This is a genomic window from Cobetia sp. 5-25-4-2 (genome assembly GCF_013374075.1).
Lineage (GTDB): Bacteria > Pseudomonadota > Gammaproteobacteria > Pseudomonadales > Halomonadaceae > Cobetia > Cobetia marina.
Window position 1 is genome coordinate 80687 of the sequence record NZ_BLWK01000007.1, and the last position, 21771, is coordinate 102457.

Annotated in this window: 17 protein-coding genes; 10 read left to right on the forward strand and 7 right to left on the reverse strand. The window is 62.7% G+C overall.

Features of this window, described 5'->3' with window-relative positions; translation table 11 throughout:
* The first annotated feature begins 33 nt into the window (after window positions 1-33).
* Together accA and tilS are read left to right on the forward strand one after the other, a co-directional pair.
* Window positions 34-987 carry an acetyl-CoA carboxylase carboxyl transferase subunit alpha gene (gene accA, locus HXS65_RS14315; protein ID WP_084207821.1) on the forward strand — a complete coding sequence of 318 codons (954 nt, stop codon included), beginning with the start codon at window positions 34-36 and terminating at the stop codon, window positions 985-987.
* Between the two features lie 143 nt (window positions 988-1130).
* Window positions 1131-2597: a tRNA lysidine(34) synthetase TilS gene (tilS, locus tag HXS65_RS14320; RefSeq protein ID WP_176494246.1), complete on the forward strand. Its 1467-nt coding sequence runs from the start codon at window positions 1131-1133 to the stop codon at window positions 2595-2597.
* A 104-nt stretch (window positions 2598-2701) separates the two neighbouring features.
* On the opposite strand, the gene ppx is transcribed toward tilS, so the two are convergent.
* A complete protein-coding gene (gene ppx, locus HXS65_RS14325; protein ID WP_176494247.1) occupies window positions 2702-4264 on the reverse strand; it encodes an exopolyphosphatase in 1563 nt (520 codons plus the stop codon).
* A gap of 411 nt (window positions 4265-4675) precedes the next feature.
* On the opposite strand from ppx, the gene trxA reads away from it, so the two are divergent.
* The 5 genes from trxA (at window position 4676) to folM (ending at window position 10085) form a co-directional block, all read left to right on the forward strand.
* Window positions 4676-5002, forward strand: coding sequence for a thioredoxin (gene trxA, locus HXS65_RS14330; protein ID WP_077377859.1), 327 nt, complete (start codon window positions 4676-4678; stop codon window positions 5000-5002).
* A gap of 528 nt (window positions 5003-5530) precedes the next feature.
* Window positions 5531-6790 (forward strand): transcription termination factor Rho, encoded by a 1260-nt coding sequence (gene rho / locus HXS65_RS14335; protein WP_077377862.1) that lies wholly within the window; start codon window positions 5531-5533, stop codon window positions 6788-6790.
* A gap of 199 nt (window positions 6791-6989) precedes the next feature.
* On the forward strand, window positions 6990-8459 hold the full coding sequence (gene ubiD / locus HXS65_RS14340; protein WP_077377865.1) for a 4-hydroxy-3-polyprenylbenzoate decarboxylase: 1470 nt from the start codon (window positions 6990-6992) through the stop codon (window positions 8457-8459).
* 84 nt (window positions 8460-8543) lie between these two features.
* Complete coding sequence (locus tag HXS65_RS14345; protein WP_176494248.1) at window positions 8544-9338, forward strand: FAD-binding oxidoreductase; 795 nt, start codon at window positions 8544-8546, stop codon at window positions 9336-9338.
* A 33-nt stretch (window positions 9339-9371) separates the two neighbouring features.
* Complete coding sequence (gene folM / locus HXS65_RS14350) at window positions 9372-10085, forward strand: dihydromonapterin reductase (protein ID WP_136939604.1); 714 nt, start codon at window positions 9372-9374, stop codon at window positions 10083-10085.
* A 151-nt stretch (window positions 10086-10236) separates the two neighbouring features.
* Here the strand turns inward: folM and HXS65_RS14355 are convergent, their stop codons facing one another.
* The gene (locus HXS65_RS14355; protein WP_077377873.1) at window positions 10237-10947 is read right to left on the reverse strand and encodes an anti-sigma factor domain-containing protein; all 711 of its coding nucleotides are present in this window, start codon (window positions 10945-10947) and stop codon (window positions 10237-10239) included.
* Window positions 10926-11480 (reverse strand): sigma-70 family RNA polymerase sigma factor, encoded by a 555-nt coding sequence (locus tag HXS65_RS14360; RefSeq protein WP_084207827.1) that lies wholly within the window; start codon window positions 11478-11480, stop codon window positions 10926-10928. Before HXS65_RS14360 ends, HXS65_RS14355 begins: the two co-directional genes overlap by 22 nt.
* A 794-nt stretch (window positions 11481-12274) precedes the next feature.
* On the opposite strand from HXS65_RS14360, the gene HXS65_RS14365 reads away from it, so the two are divergent.
* Window positions 12275-13369, forward strand: coding sequence for a 3-deoxy-7-phosphoheptulonate synthase (locus tag HXS65_RS14365; protein ID WP_077378189.1), 1095 nt, complete (start codon window positions 12275-12277; stop codon window positions 13367-13369).
* A 240-nt stretch (window positions 13370-13609) separates the two neighbouring features.
* The gene (locus tag HXS65_RS14370) at window positions 13610-15760 is read left to right on the forward strand and encodes a PhoX family phosphatase (RefSeq protein ID WP_176494250.1); all 2151 of its coding nucleotides are present in this window, start codon (window positions 13610-13612) and stop codon (window positions 15758-15760) included.
* Window positions 15761-15971: 211 nt separating this feature from the next.
* Here HXS65_RS14370 and ppk1 read toward each other — a convergent pair whose 3' ends face one another.
* Window positions 15972-18140, reverse strand: coding sequence for a polyphosphate kinase 1 (gene ppk1 / locus HXS65_RS14375; RefSeq protein WP_077377882.1), 2169 nt, complete (start codon window positions 18138-18140; stop codon window positions 15972-15974).
* A gap of 159 nt (window positions 18141-18299) precedes the next feature.
* Window positions 18300-19319, reverse strand: coding sequence for a porphobilinogen synthase (hemB, locus tag HXS65_RS14380; protein ID WP_136939602.1), 1020 nt, complete (start codon window positions 19317-19319; stop codon window positions 18300-18302).
* A gap of 447 nt (window positions 19320-19766) precedes the next feature.
* On the opposite strand from hemB, the gene elbB reads away from it, so the two are divergent.
* Window positions 19767-20453, forward strand: coding sequence for an isoprenoid biosynthesis glyoxalase ElbB (elbB, locus tag HXS65_RS14385; protein ID WP_077377888.1), 687 nt, complete (start codon window positions 19767-19769; stop codon window positions 20451-20453).
* Window positions 20454-20575: 122 nt separating this feature from the next.
* On the opposite strand, the gene tatC is transcribed toward elbB, so the two are convergent.
* Both tatC and tatB read right to left on the reverse strand, forming a co-directional pair.
* The gene (gene tatC / locus HXS65_RS14390) at window positions 20576-21367 is read right to left on the reverse strand and encodes a twin-arginine translocase subunit TatC (protein WP_077377891.1); all 792 of its coding nucleotides are present in this window, start codon (window positions 21365-21367) and stop codon (window positions 20576-20578) included.
* Window positions 21367-21771: a Sec-independent protein translocase protein TatB gene (gene tatB, locus HXS65_RS14395; protein ID WP_077377894.1), complete on the reverse strand. Its 405-nt coding sequence runs from the start codon at window positions 21769-21771 to the stop codon at window positions 21367-21369. Before tatB ends, tatC begins: the two co-directional genes overlap by 1 nt.

Sequence of the window (21771 nt, forward strand, 5' to 3'; positions counted from 1 at the left end):
CCTGGCTGCCCGAGACGACGAACGAAACGCCTTATGAATCCCAATTATCTGGACTTTGAACAGCCGATCGCCGAGCTGCAGGCCAAGATCGAGGAACTCCGTCTGGTCGGTAACGACTCCCAGGTCAACCTGTCTGACGAGATCGCTCGTCTGCAGGACAAGAGCACCAAGCTCACCGAGTCCATCTTCAAGGACCTCGGTGCCTGGCAGGTATCTCAGCTGGCGCGTCATCCGCAGCGTCCGTATACCCTCGACTACCTCGAGAACCTGTTCACGGATTTCGATGAGCTGCACGGCGACCGTCACTACGCGGACGATGAAGCCCTGGTCGGTGGCATCGCGCGTCTCGACGACAAGCCGGTGATGGTGATCGGTCACCAGAAAGGCCGTGACGTGAAGGAAAAGGTGCGTCGCAACTTCGGCATGCCGCGTCCGGAAGGCTACCGCAAGGCCTGCCGTCTGATGGAGATGGCCGAGCGCTTCAAGATGCCGATCCTGACCTTCATCGACACCCCGGGTGCCTATCCGGGCATCGGTGCCGAGGAGCGCGGTCAGTCCGAGGCCATCGCCTACAATCTGGCAGTGATGTCGCGTCTCAAGACCCCGATCATCTCCACCGTCATCGGTGAGGGCGGTTCCGGTGGTGCACTGGCCATCGGCGTGTGTGACGAGCTCAACATGCTGCAGTACTCCACCTACTCGGTGATCTCGCCGGAAGGGTGTGCCTCCATCCTGTGGAAGAGCGCAGAGCGTGCCGCCGATGCCGCTGATGCCATGGGCATCACGGCCTCGCGCCTCAAGGAGCTGGGCTTCGTCGACAACCTGATCAAGGAGCCGCTGGGTGGCGCGCACCGCAACCCGCAAGCTGCTGCCGACAGCATCAAGGCCGCGCTGGGTGAAGGCCTGGAGCGTCTTGGCGCGCTGGATACCGACGCCCTGCTGGAGCGTCGTTACCAGCGCCTGATGAGCTACGGCGCACCGGCATGATCTCTGCACATCACGCTTGATGCGCATGCAGTTCACGCCTGAGTGACCAGGACGCCTCCGGAATCTTCCGGGGGCGTCCTTGCGTTCAGGGCCGCTTTTTCTCCGCTCACTCCATCCATCTGCTTTCGCGACGGGAGCCCGGCATGTCTCTGTCTTCTTCACTGGACTCGATGTCCTCGTCTCCGCAGTCTCTTGGCGAGATGGCGGAATCGCGCGCACTCGTTGCCGTCCGTGCGGCGTTGGCAGCGACGGATTCACGGCACACGGTATGGATCGCACTCTCGGGCGGACTGGATTCGGTGATGCTGGCGAGGCTGGCGGCGCGAGCGGCGCAGGAGTGCCCACGGCGACTGCGGCTGGTGCATGTGCACCATGGCCTGCAGGCGGCCAATGATGATTTCGAGCGTCTGGCGCGCAGGCTGGCCTCGCGGTTGGGGCTGCCGTTGAGTGTGCGCCATCTGGCGCTGGATGAGGCCGCATTCAAGTCGCGAGGCGTGGAGGCTGCCGCACGTGAGGCGCGGCTGGCGGCACTGACGGCCTGTCTGGCGGCGGGCGATAGCCTGTGGCTGGCGCAGCATCAGGATGATCAGGCCGAGACACTATTGCTCAACGCGCTGCGCGGCAGTGGCGGGCGCGGGCTGGCGGCCATGCCGCCTGAGCGGGCGCTGACCGTGGGCAACTTGTCCACTGGGCGAGATCTGCCCCCCCATGCGCGTGCACGACTGGTACGCCCGCTGCTGGATGTCTCTCGCCGTGATCTCGAGACTCTGGCGAGTCAGCAAGGGCTGTGTGTCTCACGAGACTGGTGCGAGGACCCCAGCAATCTCAGTCAGCGTTTCGATCGCAATTATCTGCGTCACACGGTGCTGCCGGCACTCGAAGGGCGTTGGCCACAGGCTGCGGGCAGCCTTGCGCGCTCGGCGCAGCAGCTCCGGGAAGAGCAGTCATTGCTGGATGAGCTGGCGGCCGAGCTGCTGGCGAAGGTACGGCTGTCAGGCGCGGAGCGCGTCACGCCGGGGCAGGAGATGGAGCAAGGGCAGGAGCAAGAGCAAGAGCAAGAGGTGCAGCTGTCGCTGGCACGTCTGGGCGAGTTGAGTGAGCCACGCCAGCGTCTGGTCCTGCGCCACCTGTGCCAATCACGCGGCTGGCCGGTGCCGCCGCGCGGGCGCCTGGCCAGTCTGCAGCAGTGGATCGCCACGCCGCCGGACTCGGTGGCGGAGGTGCGCTGGCACAGTCCGGTCTCAAGTCTGGTGGTGCGCCTCTGGCGCGGTCAGCTGTGGTGGCAGGTGAGTGATACCGTTACAAGGCATGGTCTTGGTGATGGGGTCAGTGACTGCCAACGGCGTGAACTGGATGATCGGGCGAGACAGAGCTGGCAGGCATTGGCCGCGCAGGAGGACGAAGTCGTGATCGGTCAGCGTCAGCCGGGTGATGTCATGCGTCTGGCTGACAGGGGCCGGCGGGACCTCAAGCGCCTGCTGCAGGAAGCCGACATCCCACCCTGGCAGCGCCACCAGCTGCGGGTAGCGCGACGTGCCCGCGATCAAGCCATCGTGGCGCTATGGCATCCCGCGTGCGGGTGGTGGTTGCGAGCAAAGCCGAGTGGCTGACTGTGGGCCTTAGAAGTCGGCCCCGGGAGTCAGTCTCGACAGAGAGTCTCACGGGGCCCTGGGCGTAGTGGCGGGACAGCACGAGGCCAGGGCGGCGTCCGTTCTCAGTCGACGTCTTCGAGGGTGAGCGTCATGTCGGCGGCCTTCTGCAGACTGCTTTCCTGGGTCAGGTCATCACAGATCAGACTGTGATCCCGATATTCTTCTGCCAGGCTCAGTCGCAATTCGTCGCCCTTGGCGCTCAATTGCGTGCCGAGGACAGGCTGTTCAGGGCGTGAATGATTGAGCATCACGGCGATGCGCAGCAGGCGCGCCAGACGGGCGAGGCGTGGCTGGAGCGTCAGCGGCAGATTGGCAAGCTCCCGGCTGGCGAACTTGCGACGATGGGCGCGTACCAGGAAGGCGAGCGCCTTCTGCTCCGGTCGCGAGAACCCCTGCAGGTCGGAATGCTCGATCAGGTAGGCGCCATGACGATGGAACTGGCTATGCGAGATGGCCAGCCCGACTTCATGCAGTTCGGCCCCCCAGGCCAGCATCTGGCGGGAGGTTGCCCCCAGTGACCACGCATCCGCGACCTGGTCGAACAGCGCCAGCGCGGTATCGCGCACGTTGGCCGCATGACGGGTGTCGATACCATAGCGACGACGCAGCAGATCGATGGCCGCGATGCGCGAGTCTTCCGCCGTATTGCGACCGATCAGATCAAACAGCACGCCTTCGCGCAACGCGCCATCGGAGTAGCGGATCTGCTCGAGTTCCAGGGCTTCGAAGATACCGCACAGGATCGCGACCCCGGCCGGGAAGACGCTGGCGCGGTCGCTTTTCAGGCCTGGCAGGCTGACCTTGTCGAGACGCTTGAATCCCAAGAGAGCGGTGCGCAGACGATGGAGTCCCTCGCGAGTCACCAGGCCGTGTGCTGCCCAGCCATGGGCTTCCATCACGCTGGCGGCTGCCTTGATGGTGCCGGAGGAGCCGACGGGGTCGTCCCAGCCCAGCTCGCGATAGCTGCGCTGTATGCTGGCCAGCTCCGAGCGAGCGGCCAGTTCGGCACGGCGCATGCGTTTCTCGCTGATCTCGCCGTCAGAGAAGAATGTCTTGGTATAGGCCACGCAGCCCATGTGCAGACTTTCCAGCAACAGCGGCTCGAACTGTTCACCGATGATGAATTCCGTCGAGCCGCCGCCGATGTCGATGATCAGGCGCTTGCCATGCACATCGGCCAGGGCATGGGCGGCCCCCAGATAGATCAGGCGCGCTTCTTCACGGCCGGCGATGATCTCGATGGGATGCCCCAGCAATTCCTCGGCGCGATCGATCAATGTCTGGCTGTTGTGCGCGGCACGCAGCGCGTTGGTGCCGACGATGCGCAGATGCTCCGCCTCGATGCCATCCAGGAAGGGCGCGAACTGTGCGAGGCAGTTGAGCGCACGCTCCATGGCATCTTCACTGAGCATGCCGTCTTCATCCAGGCCAGCTGCCAGCTGGATCTTCTCGCCCTGCTTGGCCACGACCTGCAATTGTCCGGCCTGATGATTCGCCAGCAGCAGATGGAAACTGTTGGAGCCGAGATCGATGGCGGCCAGCTTCAACAGTGGTGCATCGTCACTGGTGTCCGTGGCAGCGGGGGAGCTGTCAGGTAGGGAGGAGGCTGAATCACTCAAATGCATGGTCCTTGTGGCAGGTCCTGCTGGCAGGCCTTGCGCGAACGGGCGCTGCTACATGCGCTGTCCTCGAGGGCAGGGCGCCATGTGCCAAGCCGTCCACGCTGCGGAGTATCACGGTAAAGAATGCAATGTCAGTCTGGATCAAGGTTGCGGCGACTTGTGTGAGGTGTCAAACCTCATGGCATGTCGTCGGCAGGATCGGTCGAGAGTGGGGCATGTCAGAGACAGGGCGTGGTAGTCTACTGGTGCGACATGACAGTCGTGCGAAGCGCCAGAGAGCGATGCCTCTCGTGCAAGGCGCTCGCGTGACACCGCTCGTCCCGGGGCTTGCCGTCATCGTCGTCACGCTGAAGCATCATCATTTACCTGCAGGAAGATCAGCAAGGCCGATGTGGCCTGGGAGATAACGTCGCGATGAGCGAACGTGTGGCACCGATTTCAGAAAGAGACTTTGAATCCGTGGTGTTGGAGAGCGAGCAGCCGGTACTGGTGGATTTCTGGGCCTCCTGGTGTGGGCCGTGCAAGACGGTGGCCCCGACACTCGAGTCGCTGGCGGAGGAATATGAAGGGCGGTTGAAGATCGTCAAGGTCGATGTCGATGAGGCCCCTGAACTGGCGTCCCGTTTCGGCGTTCGTGGCGTGCCGACCCTGATGCTGTTCCTGTCCGGAAATGTCGAGGCCAGCAAGGTCGGGGCGATGCCTCGTGCGCAATTGGCCGCCTTCCTGGATGCCAACCTGTGACGGGGGATGACGCCGTCAGTTGAGCGGCGGCCCCGTCCCCCGGGCTGCGCTGGCATGGCCTCTGAGCACGGGACTTGCGTTCGAGGTGAAGCTTGACTACCATCGAGGCGTTCGCCTGATTACACGCTCTCTGATTGCGTCATGTCGACCGTCCCACGGTCCCCCAGTTGTCAGCCAGCCCTCTGGTAATTCTGTCCTTCTATTCACAGGTCAGCCACCAGGCGATTCATACCGCTAGATTCCATATCGAGAAGACTTTTACGTCAGGAAGCACGACGCCCCATGTCCTTGCGGACGGGCTGCAGTCGCTCGACACTCCGTTGCCGAATCCGTTGTACGGCCGTGGTGAGTGATCTTTCCTGAACCTTTGGCACCTGTATTCTTTCCACTCAGGCGCTTGCCCCCGGGAATGCTGTCGAGATCAGCCTGCACTCACACAGTACAGTGTCAGTCTCTGCCTCCTGCTCGTCTTCTCGATTCCCTTCTTATCTTCAGCCCTGCTGACACGAGCTACGTTCAAACAAGCCGATGAATCTTACCCAACTCAAGCAAAATACCGTCCCGGAACTGCTGGAACTCGCCCAGACCATGGGGATCGACAACCTGGCACGTTCGCGCAAGCAGGACATCATCTTCGCCATCCTCAAGAAGCACGCGAAAAGCGGCGAGGATATCTATGGTGATGGTGTGCTGGAAATCCTGCAGGACGGCTTCGGCTTCCTGCGCAGTGCGGATTCTTCCTACCTTGCTGGCCCCGACGACATCTACGTTTCCCCGTCCCAGATTCGCCGCTTCAATCTGCGCAAGGGCGATACCATTTCCGGCAAGATTCGTCCGCCGAAGGAAGGGGAACGTTACTTCGCGCTACTCAAGGTCAATCAGATCAACTTTGACCGTCCCGAGAACGCCAAGCACAAGATCCTGTTCGAGAACCTGACGCCGCTGTTCCCGCAATCGCGTCTGCTGATGGAAATCGGCAACGGTTCCACCGAGGACATCACCTCGCGCATCCTGGATCTCACGGCCCCGATCGGCAAGGGACAGCGTGGTCTGATCGTGTCACCGCCCAAGGCGGGCAAGACGATGATGCTGCAGAATATCGCCGCCTCCATCACTCGCAACAACCCCGAATGTCACCTCATCGTGCTGCTGATCGATGAGCGTCCTGAGGAAGTCACCGAAATGTCGCGCACCGTGCGCGGCGAAGTCGTGGCCTCCACCTTCGATGAGCCGCCGGCCCGTCACGTCCAGGTCGCCGAGATGGTGATCGAGAAGGCCAAGCGTCTGGTCGAGCACAAGAAGGATGTCGTCATCCTGCTCGATTCCATCACGCGTCTGGCACGTGCCTACAACACCGTGGTGCCGTCCTCCGGCAAGGTGTTGACCGGTGGTGTCGATGCGCATGCCCTCGAGAAGCCGAAGCGCTTCTTCGGTGCCGCGCGCAACATCGAGGAAGGCGGCAGTCTGACCATCCTCGCCACGGCACTGGTCGACACCGGTTCCAAGATGGACGAAGTCATCTTCGAGGAGTTCAAGGGCACCGGTAACATGGAAGCGCACCTCGACCGCAAGCTGGCCGAGCGTCGTGTCTTCCCGGCACTCAACATCCGTCGTTCCGGTACGCGTCGTGAAGACCTGATCGCGTCTGAAGATGAAATGCAGCGCATGTGGATCCTGCGCAAGCTGCTCAATCCGATGGAAGACGTGGCCGCGACCGAATTCCTGATCGACCGCCTGAAAGATACCAAGACCAACCTCGAGTTCTTCGAGGCCATGAAGCGCCGCTGAACCGATGTCCTGAGTTGACGAGGCAATGCCATGGATTCCCCCACGTGATTCCGTTCAATGACGGAATCACGTGGGGGAATCCGCACTTCCCGAGACGCCCATCTCCTGATCAGGAGATGGGCGTCTTGCGTTGTCGGCCTGCCGACTATCGGCTGGCAATGGTATGCTCGGAACCTGATCAAGCCGACCGGAAACTCCCATGCAGTATCGAGACTTGCGCGATTTCATCGCGGCGCTGGAAGAGAAGGGCGAACTCAAGCGCATTCGTGCCGAGGTGGACCCTTACCTGGAGATGACCGAGATCTGCGATCGCACCCTGAAGGCGGGTGGTCCGGCGTTGCTGTTCGAGAACGTCAAGGGCCACAGCATGCCGGTGCTGGGCAATCTGTTCGGCACACCGCGTCGTGTGGCGCTGGGCATGGGGCAGGAATCGGTCGAGGCGCTGCGCGAAGTCGGCGAGCTGCTCGCCTTCCTCAAGGAGCCGGAGCCGCCCAGAGGCTTCCGTGATGCCTGGGACAAGCTGCCGATCTTCAAGCAGGTGATGAGCATGGGCCCCAAGCGGGTCAAGCGTGCGCCCTGTCAGGAAGTCGTGCTGGAAGGGGATGATGTCGATCTCGACATGATTCCGATCCAGCACTGCTGGCCCGGAGACGCCGCGCCGCTGGTGACCTGGCCGCTGGTGATTACCCGCGGGCCGCACAAGGAGCGTCAGAACCTCGGCATCTACCGTCAGCAGAAGCTTGGCAAGAATCGGCTGATCATGCGCTGGCTGGCGCACCGTGGCGGGGCTCTGGATTTCCGTGAGTGGCAGAAGGCCCATCCGGGTGAGCCCTTCCCGGTCGCCGTGGCGCTGGGGGCTGACCCGGCGACGATTCTGGGCGCTGTCACTCCGGTGCCGGATACGCTGTCCGAGTATGCCTTCGCGGGGCTGCTGCGCGGCTCGCGCACCGAGCTGGTCAAATGCGGCCTGTCGGAGCTCGAGGTGCCGGCCAGCGCCGAGATCATCCTCGAAGGCTACCTGTATCCGGATGACATGGCGCCGGAAGGCCCCTACGGCGATCACACCGGCTATTACAACGAGGTCGAGAGCTTCCCCGTCTTCACCATCGAGCGCATCACCCATCGTCGCGATCCGATCTATCACTCGACCTATACCGGGCGTCCACCGGATGAGCCGGCGATTCTCGGCCTGGCCCTCAATGAGGTCTTCGTGCCGATTCTGCGCAAGCAGTTCCCGGAGATCGTCGACTTCTATCTGCCGCCGGAGGGATGCTCCTACCGCATGGCGGTGGTGACGATGAAGAAGCAGTACCCCGGCCACGCCAAGCGCGTGATGATGGGAGTCTGGAGCTTCCTGCGCCAGTTCATGTATACCAAGTTCGTGATCGTGCTGGATGATGATGTCGATGCCCGCAAGTGGGAAGATGTCATCTGGGCCATCACCACGCGGATGGACCCGAGCCGTGATACCGTTCTGGTCGACAATACGCCGATCGACTATCTCGATTTCGCCTCGCCAACGGCGGGGCTCGGCTCCAAGATGGGCATGGATGCCACCAACAAGTGGCCCGGCGAGACCGACCGCGAATGGGGCGAGCCCATCGTGATGAGCGACGAGATCGTCTCGCGGGTCGATGAGCGCTGGGACAGTCTGGGCATTCTGGATTGAGTCTCACCTGACCATCACCACTCATGCATTTACCCTGCCTCGGCGCCAGGCGTCGCGGCAGGCTTCAGACAACAAGAGGATACGATGACGGCGCGGACCCTGACCTGTCATGTCGAGAGTGTGGAAGACCTGACCCCGGACGTGTTTCGTGTGCGCTTTGCCGCACGTCCCGAGGCCCTGGCGCATGCGCCGGGCCAGTATCTCGAGATGAAGCTCGACGACACCACCTGGGTACCGTTCTCCATCGCCAACGCTGCCAAGGGAGATGGCGTGCTTGAGCTGCATATCCAGCACTGGCCGGAGCGCAGCAACTCGGCGCGTCTGCGCAGCCTGCTGGTCGCGGCCAATCAGCTGGAGTTGCGCCTGCCGAATGGCGAATGCGTGCTCGATCTCGACGACCCCAGTCCCATCGTGCTGATCTGTGCCGGTACCGGATTCTCGCAGATGCATGCCATGTTGCAGGCAGCGTTTGCACACGGCCTCAATCAGCCCATCGAACTGTGGTGGGCCGCGCGTGAGCGTCGGGATCTGTATCTGGAAAGCGCCGCGCTCCACTGGGCCGCCAGTCAGCCCAATTTCCGCTACGTGCCGGTACTGGAAGAAGCGCCTGAGGCGGGTGATGCTCACCATCAGGCACTGGAAGCGGCTGGGGTCGAGGCAAGCTTCAATGGCCATATCGGTCGTATCGATGATGCGCTGCGAGCGCATGCGGAGAGCATGGCAGGCAAGCGCGTCTATTTGTCGGGCTCGCCCGGCATGGTCTATGCCTGTGTCGATGCGCTGACGCCGTTGGGGGTCGAGGCCAGCGCGCTGAGCTCCGATGTCTTCAGTTATGCACCACGCGAGCCGCTGCTGGATCCGGCGCTGGTATCCGGCTGAAGCTGCCTGACGTTGCCTGAAGGAGTCGAGTGAATGAGTCAGTCCCCCATTCTGATCACCGGTGGCGCCCAGCGACTGGGGCGCTACTGCGCCGAACGTCTGGTGGATGATGGCCATCCCGTCATCATCAGTTACCGACGTGAGCGCGAAGAGCTCGATGCCCTGCGGGCGTTGGGTATCCGCACCGTCCAGGCGGATTTCTCCAGTGAGGCGGGCATCCAGGCCTTCATCGCGACGATTCGTGAGATGACGCCGACGTTGAGGGCCATCGTGCACAATGCCAGCGACTGGGCGCCGGATGGTGGGGCGGAGGAGCGCGGCGAGATGTTCGAGCATCTGTTTCGCGTCCACATGCAGGCGCCGTATCTGATCAATCTGGCGCTGCGTGATCTGCTGGAGGCAGGTATCGAGACTCAGGCCGACATCGTCCACATGAGTGATTTCGTGGTCCAGAAAGGCTCGCGCAAGCATGCGGCCTACGCGGCCAGCAAGGCGGGGCTCGAGAATCTGACCTTGTCATTCGCGGCGCTGTTCGCGCCACGCATCCAGGTCAACACCATCGCGCCGGCACTGATCATGCTCCGCCCGGACGACGATGATGACTACGCCGAGCGAGCGCGGGCCAAGTCTGCGATGCAGAGTGTGCCGGGCCCAGGGGTGATCTGGCAGGCGCTGCGTTATCTGCTGGACAGTCCCTATGTCACGGGCACGACACTGCCGGTGGATGGCGGACGTCATCTCACGTGACGGGTGCTTCCTGCCGGTGTCCGGGTAGCCTCCAGGGATCGAGGCCCGGCAGAGCAGCATGAAAAAAGCCCCCGCTGAGAAGCGGGGGCTTTTCGTTGATGCGACGTCGTGTGGTGACGCAGCGTTTGCCGTCAGTGCTTGCAGGCAGTGCCTACAGAATGTGGCGGCCTTCGACGGCGGTGAACTGGCCTTTCTTGAGCGTTGGGCCCATGTTCTGACCGGAGGGAGCGCCGCCCGGATTTTCCAGCGTGATCACCAGATCGCTGTCGGGGAAGGCGGCCAGATATTCCTTCGGCACCTCCACCTTCATGGTGCCGGAGTGCGGCAGGATGCCCAGTGACATCGGCTCCTTGCCATCCTTGGCCATCAGCCACAGCTCGCAGACCTTGCCGGGGGCCGGGGCGTTGGGGCTGACGGCCTGGACCATCATCTCACCCGAGTGGGAGGCATTGACGATCCAGCCGGGGCTGCTGTCAGGGTTGCTGACCACGAACACGTAGTCGCTCTCCATGCTCTCGTTCTGACCCAGACTGAAGGTCAGGCTGACGGCGAGTGCGAGGCTGAACGCCGTGGCCGTCATGCCTTGCCACAGGCCCAGGCGACGCCACCACGGCTGCCGGGCGGTGCCCGTCGCCTCGGCGATGCCTTGCCAGACATCGGCGGGCGGTGCGACAGGGGGAAGCTGTTCATTGAACACGTTCAGGTGTTCGCGCCAGCGCTCCACATCGCGCTGCAGGTCGTGACTCACGGAGAGCAGCGATTCGAAAGCGGCGCGCTCACTGCGTGTCAGGGTTCCGAGCGCGTACTCGCCCGCTGCGGTTTCACGCAGTTCGGGATCGCTCAGATCAAATGACTCATGCATGTCTTTAACCTCTCGAGTCCACGTCGGACCCAGCTCTTGACGGTGCCCAAGGGCTGGTCCAGTTGGTTGGCCAGATCCTGGTGGGTGAGGCCTTCGAAGTAGGCCAGTTCCAGGGCGCGGCGTTGATCGTCATTCAGCTCGGCCAGACACTGATGGAGTTCACCACTGTGCTGGGCCAGGTCGACATCTGCCTCGATATCACTTCGACCGGGCATGGCAGCGATCAATTCGTCGCTGTCGTGCTCGCTGGGTCGCTGTCGACGTATCCAGTCGATGGCGATGTTGCGGGTCATGGTGCCGAGCCAGGTCATCGGGCGGGCGCGGCCGGCGTCATACTGGCCGGCGGCGGCCCATACCCGGATGTAGACCTGCTGAAGACAATCCTGCGCGGATGCCTCATGTCTCAAGATACGCAGCAACTGAGCGTATAGATGCGCACTGGTTGCGCGATAAAGTCGATCCAGTGCCTTGGCATCCTGCCGGGCACATCCCGACAGATATTCTATCAGTGCATCATTTCGGGAATCCTGCATGCATGCATTCCAAGCTGTGGGCGCGGTGTCAGGCACCGCTGGACGAATGCGCGTTGCCGATCATGTCGTTCGACAACCAAAGGTTATACTGATGCCACTCCGGGCTGATAGTCCTTCTTTATACGTGCAGGCAACGGTTTGTTGCCCGATCACGCTTGCGTGCGACGTTTCGTAGTGCAAGGATAGAGTCATCGACGCTTCATCGTCATCACTGGACACCGGCCCGACCCATGAATCAATCCTCAAGCTCCCGCCTTCGCACTGCCGCTGCCTGCCCTTCGGGTCAGCTGGCGTCGGCTGCGTGTGTGGCTGGCTATTGGTATTGGTTTACACAGGGGCGCGCCTGAGGTTACGGCGTGCCTGTCTCGTACGGGCTGCCACCACCTTGAAGAACCCCCGGTCGCAGCCACGACCGGGGGTTCTTGCGTTTGGGCCCGGCAATCTCTCATGACGAGAGAGGCGTGCCACCCTAACGTGCCAACGATGATTGCAGCATGAATGACTGGAGGAATGACCATGCGTACCACGATCCCGACTACCCGCTTCTCTTTCGCTTCCGCTCGGGTCGTGCATGGTTATTGGCGCTGGCGATTTAGCGGCGTCCTGCCTCTTTCCGCTGTCACCGCGGGGCAGGGCGAGCAACATCGGGGTGACGATTCGCGAAGTCCCTGTCTGTCAGAGTGAATATTGCGTGATGAAGCCGAAGCTTCGTCACAGGAGAGAAGACCATGAACGCCAGCCTTGAACGCGTGTTGACGAATGACCCGCACACAGCCGATACCACTGTCGGCACCATGACCGCCGAGACTACCCCCGTGACCCGCTTCGATGCCGCCCAGACACCGACCACTCCCGGACGCATCAGCCGTGAAGCCCTGCCCAGCGCCAGCGAATTGCGCGCGCAGCTGCCGGTGGATGCTGACCTGGCCGGCCAGATTCGCCAGCACCGCGCTGAGATCAACGCGATTCTTGCCGGGGAGGATGATCGTCTGCTGGTGGTGGTCGGCCCGTGTTCCATCCATGATCTCAAGGCCGCGCGTGAATACGCCCAGCGCCTTGCGGTGATCGAACCGCAGGTCCGTGATCGCCTCAAGCTGGTGATGCGTGTCTATGTCGAGAAGCCGCGCACGACGGTGGGCTGGAAGGGGCTGGCCTATGATCCGCATCTGGATGGCAGTGATGACATGGCCAGCGGCCTGCGTCAGGCGCGTGAACTGATGCGCGAGATCAATCAGCTGGGCCTGCCGGTGGCGACGGAGCTGCTGCAGCCCCTGACCGCCGCCTACCTGGAAGACCTGCTCGGCTGGGCGGCCATCGGGGCACGCACCACCGAGTCACAGATCCACCGCGAGATGGCCTCCGGCCTTGGCTGCGCCGTAGGCTTCAAGAATGGAACCGATGGTGGGGTCGAGGTCGCCGTGCAGGCGATCGGTGCGGCAGCTCACGGGCATCGCCACTTCGGCATGGATGACAGCGGGCGCCCGGCGCTGATCGAGACCGCGGGCAATCCCCACACCCACGTGGTGCTGCGGGGCGGCCATGGTCAGCCCAACTACGATGCAGACTCGGTGGCCGCCTGCCGGCGAGAGCTGGAAGGGGCCGGTCTGACACCGCGACTGATGGTCGACTGCAGTCATGCCAACTCGCGCAAGGACCACCGTCGTCAGAGCGAAGTGATGCTGGATGTGCTCTCCCAGCGTCTGGCCGGTGATGACGCCTTGATCGGCGTGATGCTGGAAAGCCATCTCAACGAGGGCAAGCAGGCATTGCCGGCAGCGGACAAGCTCTCGCAGCTGCGCCATGGCGTTTCCGTGACCGATGCCTGTCTCGGGTGGGAGACGACGGAGCATCTGCTGAGTCTGGCGGCAGAGCGTCTGCGAGACGCCTGACCCAGACACCACCCTGCTGGTGAAGCCCTCTTTCCTCACGGCTGACGGAGCAGGTCTCGCGCTTGTGAATTCCCCGCGCCCGATGGTCATGCGACCGTCGGGCGCTGTCGTTTGCATGAGGCGTATCGTTCGCGTCATACGACTGTCATTTGGTTCGCGTATCACTCTTGTTGCCCTTGGCGGCCCCACAGGGGCCAGGCCTGAAAAGAACAACCCGCAACCTGACTACGGGGAAGCAGCATGAGCAAGGAAATTGAAGATCATCGCCTACTGAATGCCAGTCACAACGAGACATTCTCTTCCATCATCGACAAGCACCTTTCCCGTCGTCGCGTGTTGCAGGGTGGTCTGGGCATGGCGGCTGCCAGCATGCTGGGCGGCTTCGGGCTGGCGGGCCTGAGCGGTACGGCCAATGCCGACAGCGGCAAGAGCACAGGGACCCCGGCGAAGACACCGCTGGCGCTGGCCTTCGAGTCCATCAAGGGCTCTCGCACGGATGCCTTCGTGGTACCTGCAGGGTATACCGCCCATGTCCTGGCACCGTGGGGCACCCCGCTCAACGACAAGGCACCGCAGTGGAGTGAATCGCTGGCGATGACGCCGGAGGCCCAGCTCAACAGCATCGGCATGCATCACGACGGCATGCACAACTTCGCGCTGAGCGAAGACACCGCCTCCAGCAATTTCCTGCTGGTGATGAACAATGAGTACATCGATCAGGATGCCCTGTGGGCGCCCAAGGGCGGCGCGACCAATGCGGAGTCCGGCAAGCGCCCGGCCGATGAAGTGCGTACCGAGATCAATGCCCACGGCGTGACCGTCGTCGAAGTCAAGAAGGATGCCGGCGGCAAGTGGGATGTGGTGAGCAACTCCGGCTACAACCGTCGCTATACCAGCGCCAGCGAGATGGTGTTGAGTGGCCCGGTGGCAGGCAGTGATTACGTCAAGACTGCCTTCTCTCCGGATGGCACGCGCACGCGTGGTACCAACAACAACTGCGCCAACGGCTATACCCCCTGGGGCACCTACCTGACCTGTGAGGAGAACTGGCCGGGGTACTTCGTCAAGCGCAGTGATCGTCAGAGCGATGATGATCGCATCGGCATCGAGACCGAGCGTGGCCGCTACGGCTGGGAAACCGCCGCGGGAGATGCCAGCGAAGTCGATGGCGAATTCGCGCGCTTCGACAATACGCCGACGGCGGACAGTGCCGACAAGGATTATCGCAACGAGCCGCGTACTTTCGGCTACATCGTCGAGATCGACCCCTACACCGGTGAGAAGGCCGTCAAGCGCACCGCGCTGGGACGTTTCCGCCATGAAGGTTGCTGGCCGGGCAAGCTGGTCGAAGGCGAGCCGGTGGTGTTCTATTCAGGCCATGACTCGCGCAACGAATACATCTACAAGTTCGTCTCCGATGCCAGATGGGAGGCCGCCGATGCGCACGTGCCGGGAGCCGACAAGAATCGCCTGGCGATCGGTGACAAGTATCTGGACAAGGGCACGTTGTATGTTGCCCAGTTCTCCGCCGACGGTACTGGCAAGTGGCTGAAGCTGACGCCGGACGCCGTGACCAGGGATGGCCGGACGCTGGCCGCTGCACTGGGCCTGGCGGCCGATGATCTGGCCGGCGTCATCATCCATACCGCGGACGCGGCGGATCTGATGGGCGCCACGCCGATGGACCGCCCGGAGTGGGGTGCCGTCGACCCGGCTTCCGGTGAGGTCTACATGACACTGACCAACAACTCCAAGCGCACCGAAGAGGGGACTGCGGCGGCCTTCACCAATGACGGCAAGGCCATCGAGGAGCCGGGAGTCGGTTACAAGACGGCGCCGACCAATGCCGCCAACCCGCGCGGTGACAACGAGGCTGGGCAGATCATCCGCTGGCGTGAGGCGGGGGATCACACCGCCTTCGATTGGGAGATCTTCGTGTTCGGCGCGGCGGCCAGTGACGCCGACAACCTGTCCGGCCTGACCGAGATGAATGAATTCGCCAGTCCGGATGGCCTCTACTTCGACGAACGTGAAGACGAGCAGGGTATCCTGTGGATCCAGACGGACAACGGCTACGCCGGTGTGGCGGACGCCACCAATGACCAGGTGCTGGCGGTCGTGCCGGCCGCGCTTCAGCAGGCCGAAGGGGATGCTGCTGTGATCGGTGCCGATAACCAGGCACAGCTCAAGCGCTTCGCGGTTGGCCCGAACGGCTGTGAAGTGACCGGCATCTTCGCGACACCTGACAGGACGGCGTTGTTCGTCAATATCCAGCATCCCGGCAACTGGCCGCAGAGTGTGGATGCGACTGCCGAAACTGACGGCAGTGTGCGCCCGCGCGCCGCGACCGTCGTCATCCAGCGTGAAGATGGTGGTCAGATCGGTGTCTGATCCGTTGAGCGCTTGATCCGATCGTCAGCTGCCAGGCCCCCGCATCCAGGATGCGGGGGCCTTTTCATTGTCTGGTGGGGGCAGAAGGATCGGGACAGGAGGGCTGGGACAAGGCTTGTCTGCTCAACGAAGACGGCCCCCACGCAAGCGTGAGGGCCGAGAGTCAGGTGAATGGACTGCGCCGGATGAGGCGGGCCCGAGCGGGGCGCGATCAGGCCTTGGCAGCGTAGGCGAACAGCAGGGTTTCCTGCACGCTGATCGGCTCTGCATCGCCGGCATCCAGCTGGGTGTAGTGACCATCGCTTTCCAGGCGCCAGCTCTGGCAGTTGTCGACCAGATAGGTGTCCAGGTCCTTGCGGATGCGCTGGGCCAGCTTCTTGTCGAGCAACGGGAAGCAGGTCTCGACGCGATGGAACATGTTGCGCTCCATGAAGTCCGCGCTGGAACACCAGGTCTCCGGCTGGCCGGCATTGTGGAAGTGGAAGGTGCGAGTATGTTCCAGGAAGCGACCGATCACCGAGCGGACGCGGATATTGTCGGAGATGCCCGGAACGCCCGGACGCAGACAGCAGACCCCGCGGATGATCAGATCGCACTGCACGCCCGCGCGTGAGGCGCGATACAGCGCGCGGATCAGCTTGGGTTCGGTCAGTGAGTTGCACTTGATGATGATGTGGGCGCGCTTGCCCTTCTCGGCGTTGCGCGCTTCCCGGTCGATCATCTCCACCAGTCGCTCATGCAGTGTGAAGGGGGCATGCAGCAACTTCTCGATATTGCGTTGCTTGCCCATGCCGGTCAGCTGCTGGAAGACCTTGTGCACGTCCTCGCACAAGGTCTCGTTGGACGTCAGCAGGCTGTAATCGGTGTACAGGCGCGCCGTCTTGGCGTGGTAGTTGCCGGTGCCGAGGTGCGCATAGTGGCGCAGTTCGCCATTTTCTCGCCGCACGATGTGCAGCATCTTGGCGTGGGTCTTGTAGGCCATCACCCCGTAGATGACGATGGCGCCTGCCTCCTGAAGGCGGGAGGCCAGCTGCAGGTTGTCGGCTTCATCGAAGCGGGCACGCAGCTCGATCACCACGGTGATCTCCTTGCCCTGGCGTGCAGCTTCCACCAGCGAGGAGACGATGTTGGAATCGGCTCCGGTGCGATAGAGCGTCTGCTTGATGGCCAGCACGTTCGGGTCGCGCGCTGCCTCGGCCAGCAGACTCTCGACTGGCGAGAACGACTGGAAGGGGTGATGCAGCAGGATGTCCTCGCGGCGAATGGCATCGAACAGGCTGTTGTCACTCTTGAGTGCCTTGGGCGTGCCGGGAGTGAACGGTGCGTAGAGCAGGTCCTCGCGGCCCACGTCGCCGATGACTTCCATCAGGCGATTGAGATTGACCGGTCCCTTCACCTGATACAGGTCTCGCTTCTCCAGCTCGAACTGCTTGAGCAGGAAGGTGTAGAGCGCCTCCGGACAGTTGTCCGCCACTTCCAGGCGCACGCCATCGCCGTAACGCCGCGCCAGCAGCTCGCCGCGCAGCGCCGAGGCCAGATCCGAGACATCCTCGGCATCCACCGAGAGGTCGGCGTTGCGCGTCAGCCGGAACTGGTAGCAGCCCTTGATCTTCATCCCCGGGAACAGTTCCTGGGCATGGGCATGAATCATCGAGGACAGGAAGACGTACTCGGTATAGCCGCTCTCTGCGAGCGCTTCCGGCACGCGAATCAAGCGCGGCAGCGAGCGCGGAGCCGGAAGAATGGCCAGGCCGCCCTCGCGCCCGAAGGCGTCCTTGCCTTCCAGCTCGACGATGAAGTTGAGGCTCTTGTTGACCAGGCGCGGGAAGGGATGTGATGGATCAAGCCCGATCGGGCTGATGACCGGCTGAATCTCTTCCTCGAAGTATTCGCGAACCCAGGCTTTCTGGGCGTCGTTCCACTGATTGCGGCGACGGAAGCGGATGTGTTGCTCTTCAAGCGCCGGAATCAGTTCTTCGTTGAGGATGCGGTACTGGCGCTCCACCTGCTCGTGGGTGATGCGCGAGATCTCGTCGAGCACCTTGCCGGGCAGCATGCCATCCGGGCCGGGCTCGGTGCGGTCGAAGGCGATCTGATGCTTGAGACCCGCCACGCGGATCTCGAAGAACTCGTCCATGTTGGACGTGAAGATCAGCAGGAACATCAGCCGGTTGAGCAGCGGATGCGAAGTGTCCTGCGCCTGCTCTAGTACCCGGATGTTGAACTGCAGATTCGACAGCTCACGGTTGAAATACAGGGCGGGGTCGGCCAGGTCGGCTTCGGGGGAGGGCGTGACCTTGGCGTGAATGCCCTTGCGCGTGCGATTGACGCGCAGGGGCGGAGGTTCAAGGGCTGGCGGCTCGTCGGTGACCAGCTCCATGTCGCCCTCTTTCCCCCGGGACGCCGCCGGGGCGGCAGCGTCCTGATGCGGTTGGGGAGCGGTGTCCAGCGAGGTGTCTGACGCGTCATCTATGGCGTTCTTGTGGGTCTGTTCCATCATCAACTCCATGACCCCGGTCAGACACGGTCGCCGGGGTAGTCAAAGGCGATTCTTCTCCGCCAGCAGTTCCGCGGCCCGGCGGGCAAAATAGGTGAGAATGCCGTCGGCACCCGCACGCTTGAAGCACATCAATGATTCGAGAATGACCTTGTCGGCATCCAGCCAGCCGTTCTGGAAGGCGGCCATGTGCATGGCGTACTCGCCGCTGACCTGGTAGGCGAAGGTCGGCACTTCCAGTTCACGCTTCACGCGGGACACCACATCCAGGTAGGGCATGCCCGGCTTGACCATCACCATGTCGGCGCCCTCGGCGAGATCCATGGCCACTTCATGCAGCGCTTCGTCGCTGTTGGCCGGATCCATCTGGTAGGTCTGCTTGTCGGCCTTGCCCAGATTGCCGCTCGAGCCCACCGCATCACGGAACGGGCCGTAGTAGTTGGAGGCGTACTTGGCCGAATAGGCCATGATGCGGGTATTGATCAGGCCTTCCTGTTCCAGCATGGCACGGATGGAGCCGATGCGGCCGTCCATCATGTCAGAAGGGGCCACGACATCGGCGCCCGCTTCCGCGTGTGACAGTGCCTGCTTGATCAGGGTGTCCACGGTGCGGTCGTTGAGCACGTAGCCGTCATCATCGAGGATGCCGTCCTGGCCATGCACGGTGTAGGGATCCAGCGCCACATCGGTGATCACGCCCAGCGTCGGGATGGCTTCCTTGAGGGCACGCACCGCGCGCTGCACCAGGCCATTGGCGTTGTAGGACTCCTCGGCCAGCAGGCTCTTGGCCTCGGCATCGATCACCGGGAACAGCGCGATGGCCGGCACGCCCAGCGCATGGACCTCACGGCATTCCTCGACCAGCAGGTCGATGGACAGGCGCTCGACCCCGGGCATGCTGGTCACGGCTTCACGACGCTGCGAACCTTCCAGCACGAAGACCGGCAGGATCAGATCATCGGCCGTCAGCTGGTTCTCGCGCATCAGGCGGCGAGAGAAATCATCCTTGCGCATGCGGCGCATGCGAATCGCAGGAAACTGGCGTGGGGTACGTTGGCTCAAGAGAAGCTCTCCGGATCTAAGGCTCCGGTTCCGTGAGGGACGCTGGAAGTCTAGGTCTATAATATTTCAATGATATTACAGGTCAGACGGCGCCCATACGACCGAAGGAGATGGGATTGGCCGAGCAAGCTGTCGGCACGATGCCTTCGAGTATATCAGTGCATGCAGGTCGGAACAGGGGCGCGGCATGGGGCAGGGTGTCGCGTCGTGTGCACTGTCATCCTGCCCGCCGAACCGCGAGGGGCGCCCTTGAGATGTGGCCATGCCGCCCATAGTCTTGGGGCATCGGAGTGACGAATACTCAGGTGCTGCAGGCCGCCGGCATCATCTGTCCTTTCCAGCCGGTACCTCTTCACATGGTGCTTGCCTGTAGCGGATTCCTGTACGAATCTGTCACTTCTGACCTGTCGGCAGCCGCCGAGCAGTTCACCGTCAATGGAGTAACACATGACCAAGCAGGTAGCCCTGATCCTATCCGGTTGCGGTGTCTATGATGGCTCCGAGATCTACGAAACGACCCTGACCATGCTTCGGCTTGATCAGCTGGGCATCCGCTACGAGTGCTTCGCTCCGGACATCGACCAGCATCATGTGCTCAACCACGCCACCGGCGAGGAAATGGACGAGACACGCAATGTGCTGACCGAGTCGGCTCGTCTGGCGCGTGGCAAGGTGCGTCCGTTGCCGGAGCTGTCCGCCGAGGACTTCGACGCGCTGATTCTGCCCGGTGGCTTCGGTGCCGCCAAGAATCTCAGCAACTTTGCCGTCAAGGGCGCGGATCTGACGCTGGTGGATGGTCTGCGCGAGGTAGTGCAGCCCTTCCATGCGGCCGGCAAGCCGATCGGCGTGATGTGCATCGCGCCGGTGATGGTGCCGAAGCTGCTGGGCGAGGGGATCTCGGTCACCATCGGCACGGACCCTGAAGTCTCCGGCGCCATCAGTGCCCAGGGCGGTCTGCACAAGAGCTGTGAGGTGACGGATATCGTGATTGATGCCGCCAATCGCGTGATCACGACGCCAGCCTACATGCAGGCAGAGCGCATCTCCGAGGCTGCCGAAGGCATCTTCAAACTGGTGGAACGCCTGAACGGCTGGATCGAGGAAGACCAGGCCAAGGCCAGCCAACAGGATTGACACGGTCGCACGGTACCCAGCAGGAAACGACGAAGCCCCCGCCATTGGCGGGGGCTTCGTCGTTTCCTGCGTCATGATTCTTGCGCGTCATCGTCCAGGCGCTGTCTGCTCGAGTCTTCGCGTCAGGGGGCCTGCTGCGAGGCCTCATCATCGCTCGCCGGACGGCGGCGCTTGAAGGCGCGTGCGGCGAGAATCCCGACCTCGAACAGCAGCCACATCGGAATCGCCAGCAATGACTGCGAGATGACGTCAGGCGGTGTCAGCAGCATGCCGACCACGAAGCAGGCGATCACGATGTAGGGGCGTTTCTTGCTCAGCACCTCCACGGACGTGGCCCCCGTCCAGATCAGCAGGAAGGTGGCGATGGGAATCTCGAAGGCCACACCGAAGGCGAAGAACAGCTTGAGGACAAAATTCAGGTACTGATTGATGTCCGTCATGATCGCCACGTTCTCGGGGCCCGTGGTGGTGAAGAACTGGAACAGCAGCGGGAAGACGACATAGTAGGCAAACGCCGCACCCGCATAGAACAGCAGGATGCTGGAGGCCAGCAGCGGCAACGCCAACGCCTTCTCGTTCTCGTAGAGTCCCGGCGCGATGAAGGCCCAAGCCTGATAGAGCACCGCCGGAATCGCCAGGAACAGTGCCACCACCAGTGTCAGCTTGAAGGGGGCCAGGAAGGGCGAGGCCACCTCGGTGGCGATCATCTGAGAACCGGGAGGCAGCAGGGCCATCAGCGGCTCGGCCACATACAGATAGATCTGATTGGAGAAGCCATACAGCGCCGCGAATACCACGAGGACCACGACAGTCGCACGCAGTAGGCGGGAGCGCAGTTCGATCAGATGCTCGATGAGCGGGGCGTGGGCAGCCTCGCCGGAGGCGGAGGGCTGCGGGTCATGCGGATCACTCATCAGGAACGCGGCTCCCGTGACTCACTGGTGGGGGTGGCGGAGGTCTCTTGCTCGCCTGAGGTCGTCTCCGTGGTCGAGCGAGCACTGTCGGCGGCAGGCGAGGCGTTGGCATCCTCCTGTGACGCGGGCGAGGAACGCGTGATGGTGGTTTCCACCTCACGCGCCTCATTGCGGGCATGTGCCAGGGTCTCGTCGAGCTGCTTCTTCTGCTCATTGAGCGTCTGACGCAGTTCTTCGGCTTCCAGCTGGGCGCTGATTTCCTGCTGGATCCCCGAGACGCTGCGCTTGATGCGCCCCAGCCACAATCCCGCCGTACGCGCCGCCCGGGGCAGACGCTCCGGGCCGAGCACGATCAATGCCAGCAGCGAGATCAGTGCCAGTTCAAAAAAGCCGATGTCGAACAT

Excerpts from the sequence above, each read along its gene's own strand:
- accA (WP_084207821.1), top strand. The coding sequence starts at position 34 with ATGAATCCCAATTATCTGGACTTTGAACAGCCGATCGCCGAGCTGCAG.
- tilS (WP_176494246.1), top strand. The coding sequence starts at position 1,131 with ATGTCTCTGTCTTCTTCACTGGACTCGATGTCCTCGTCTCCGCAGTCT.
- ppx (WP_176494247.1), bottom strand. The coding sequence starts at position 4,264 with ATGCATTTGAGTGATTCAGCCTCCTCCCTACCTGACAGCTCCCCCGCT.
- trxA (WP_077377859.1), top strand. The coding sequence starts at position 4,676 with ATGAGCGAACGTGTGGCACCGATTTCAGAAAGAGACTTTGAATCCGTG.
- rho (WP_077377862.1), top strand. The coding sequence starts at position 5,531 with ATGAATCTTACCCAACTCAAGCAAAATACCGTCCCGGAACTGCTGGAA.
- ubiD (WP_077377865.1), top strand. The coding sequence starts at position 6,990 with ATGCAGTATCGAGACTTGCGCGATTTCATCGCGGCGCTGGAAGAGAAG.
- HXS65_RS14345 (WP_176494248.1), top strand. The coding sequence starts at position 8,544 with ATGACGGCGCGGACCCTGACCTGTCATGTCGAGAGTGTGGAAGACCTG.
- folM (WP_136939604.1), top strand. The coding sequence starts at position 9,372 with ATGAGTCAGTCCCCCATTCTGATCACCGGTGGCGCCCAGCGACTGGGG.
- HXS65_RS14355 (WP_077377873.1), bottom strand. The coding sequence starts at position 10,947 with ATGCATGAGTCATTTGATCTGAGCGATCCCGAACTGCGTGAAACCGCA.
- HXS65_RS14360 (WP_084207827.1), bottom strand. The coding sequence starts at position 11,480 with ATGCAGGATTCCCGAAATGATGCACTGATAGAATATCTGTCGGGATGT.
- HXS65_RS14365 (WP_077378189.1), top strand. The coding sequence starts at position 12,275 with ATGACCGCCGAGACTACCCCCGTGACCCGCTTCGATGCCGCCCAGACA.
- HXS65_RS14370 (WP_176494250.1), top strand. The coding sequence starts at position 13,610 with ATGAGCAAGGAAATTGAAGATCATCGCCTACTGAATGCCAGTCACAAC.
- ppk1 (WP_077377882.1), bottom strand. The coding sequence starts at position 18,140 with ATGGAGCTGGTCACCGACGAGCCGCCAGCCCTTGAACCTCCGCCCCTG.
- elbB (WP_077377888.1), top strand. The coding sequence starts at position 19,767 with ATGACCAAGCAGGTAGCCCTGATCCTATCCGGTTGCGGTGTCTATGAT.
- tatC (WP_077377891.1), bottom strand. The coding sequence starts at position 21,367 with ATGAGTGATCCGCATGACCCGCAGCCCTCCGCCTCCGGCGAGGCTGCC.
- tatB (WP_077377894.1), bottom strand. The coding sequence starts at position 21,771 with ATGTTCGACATCGGCTTTTTTGAACTGGCACTGATCTCGCTGCTGGCA.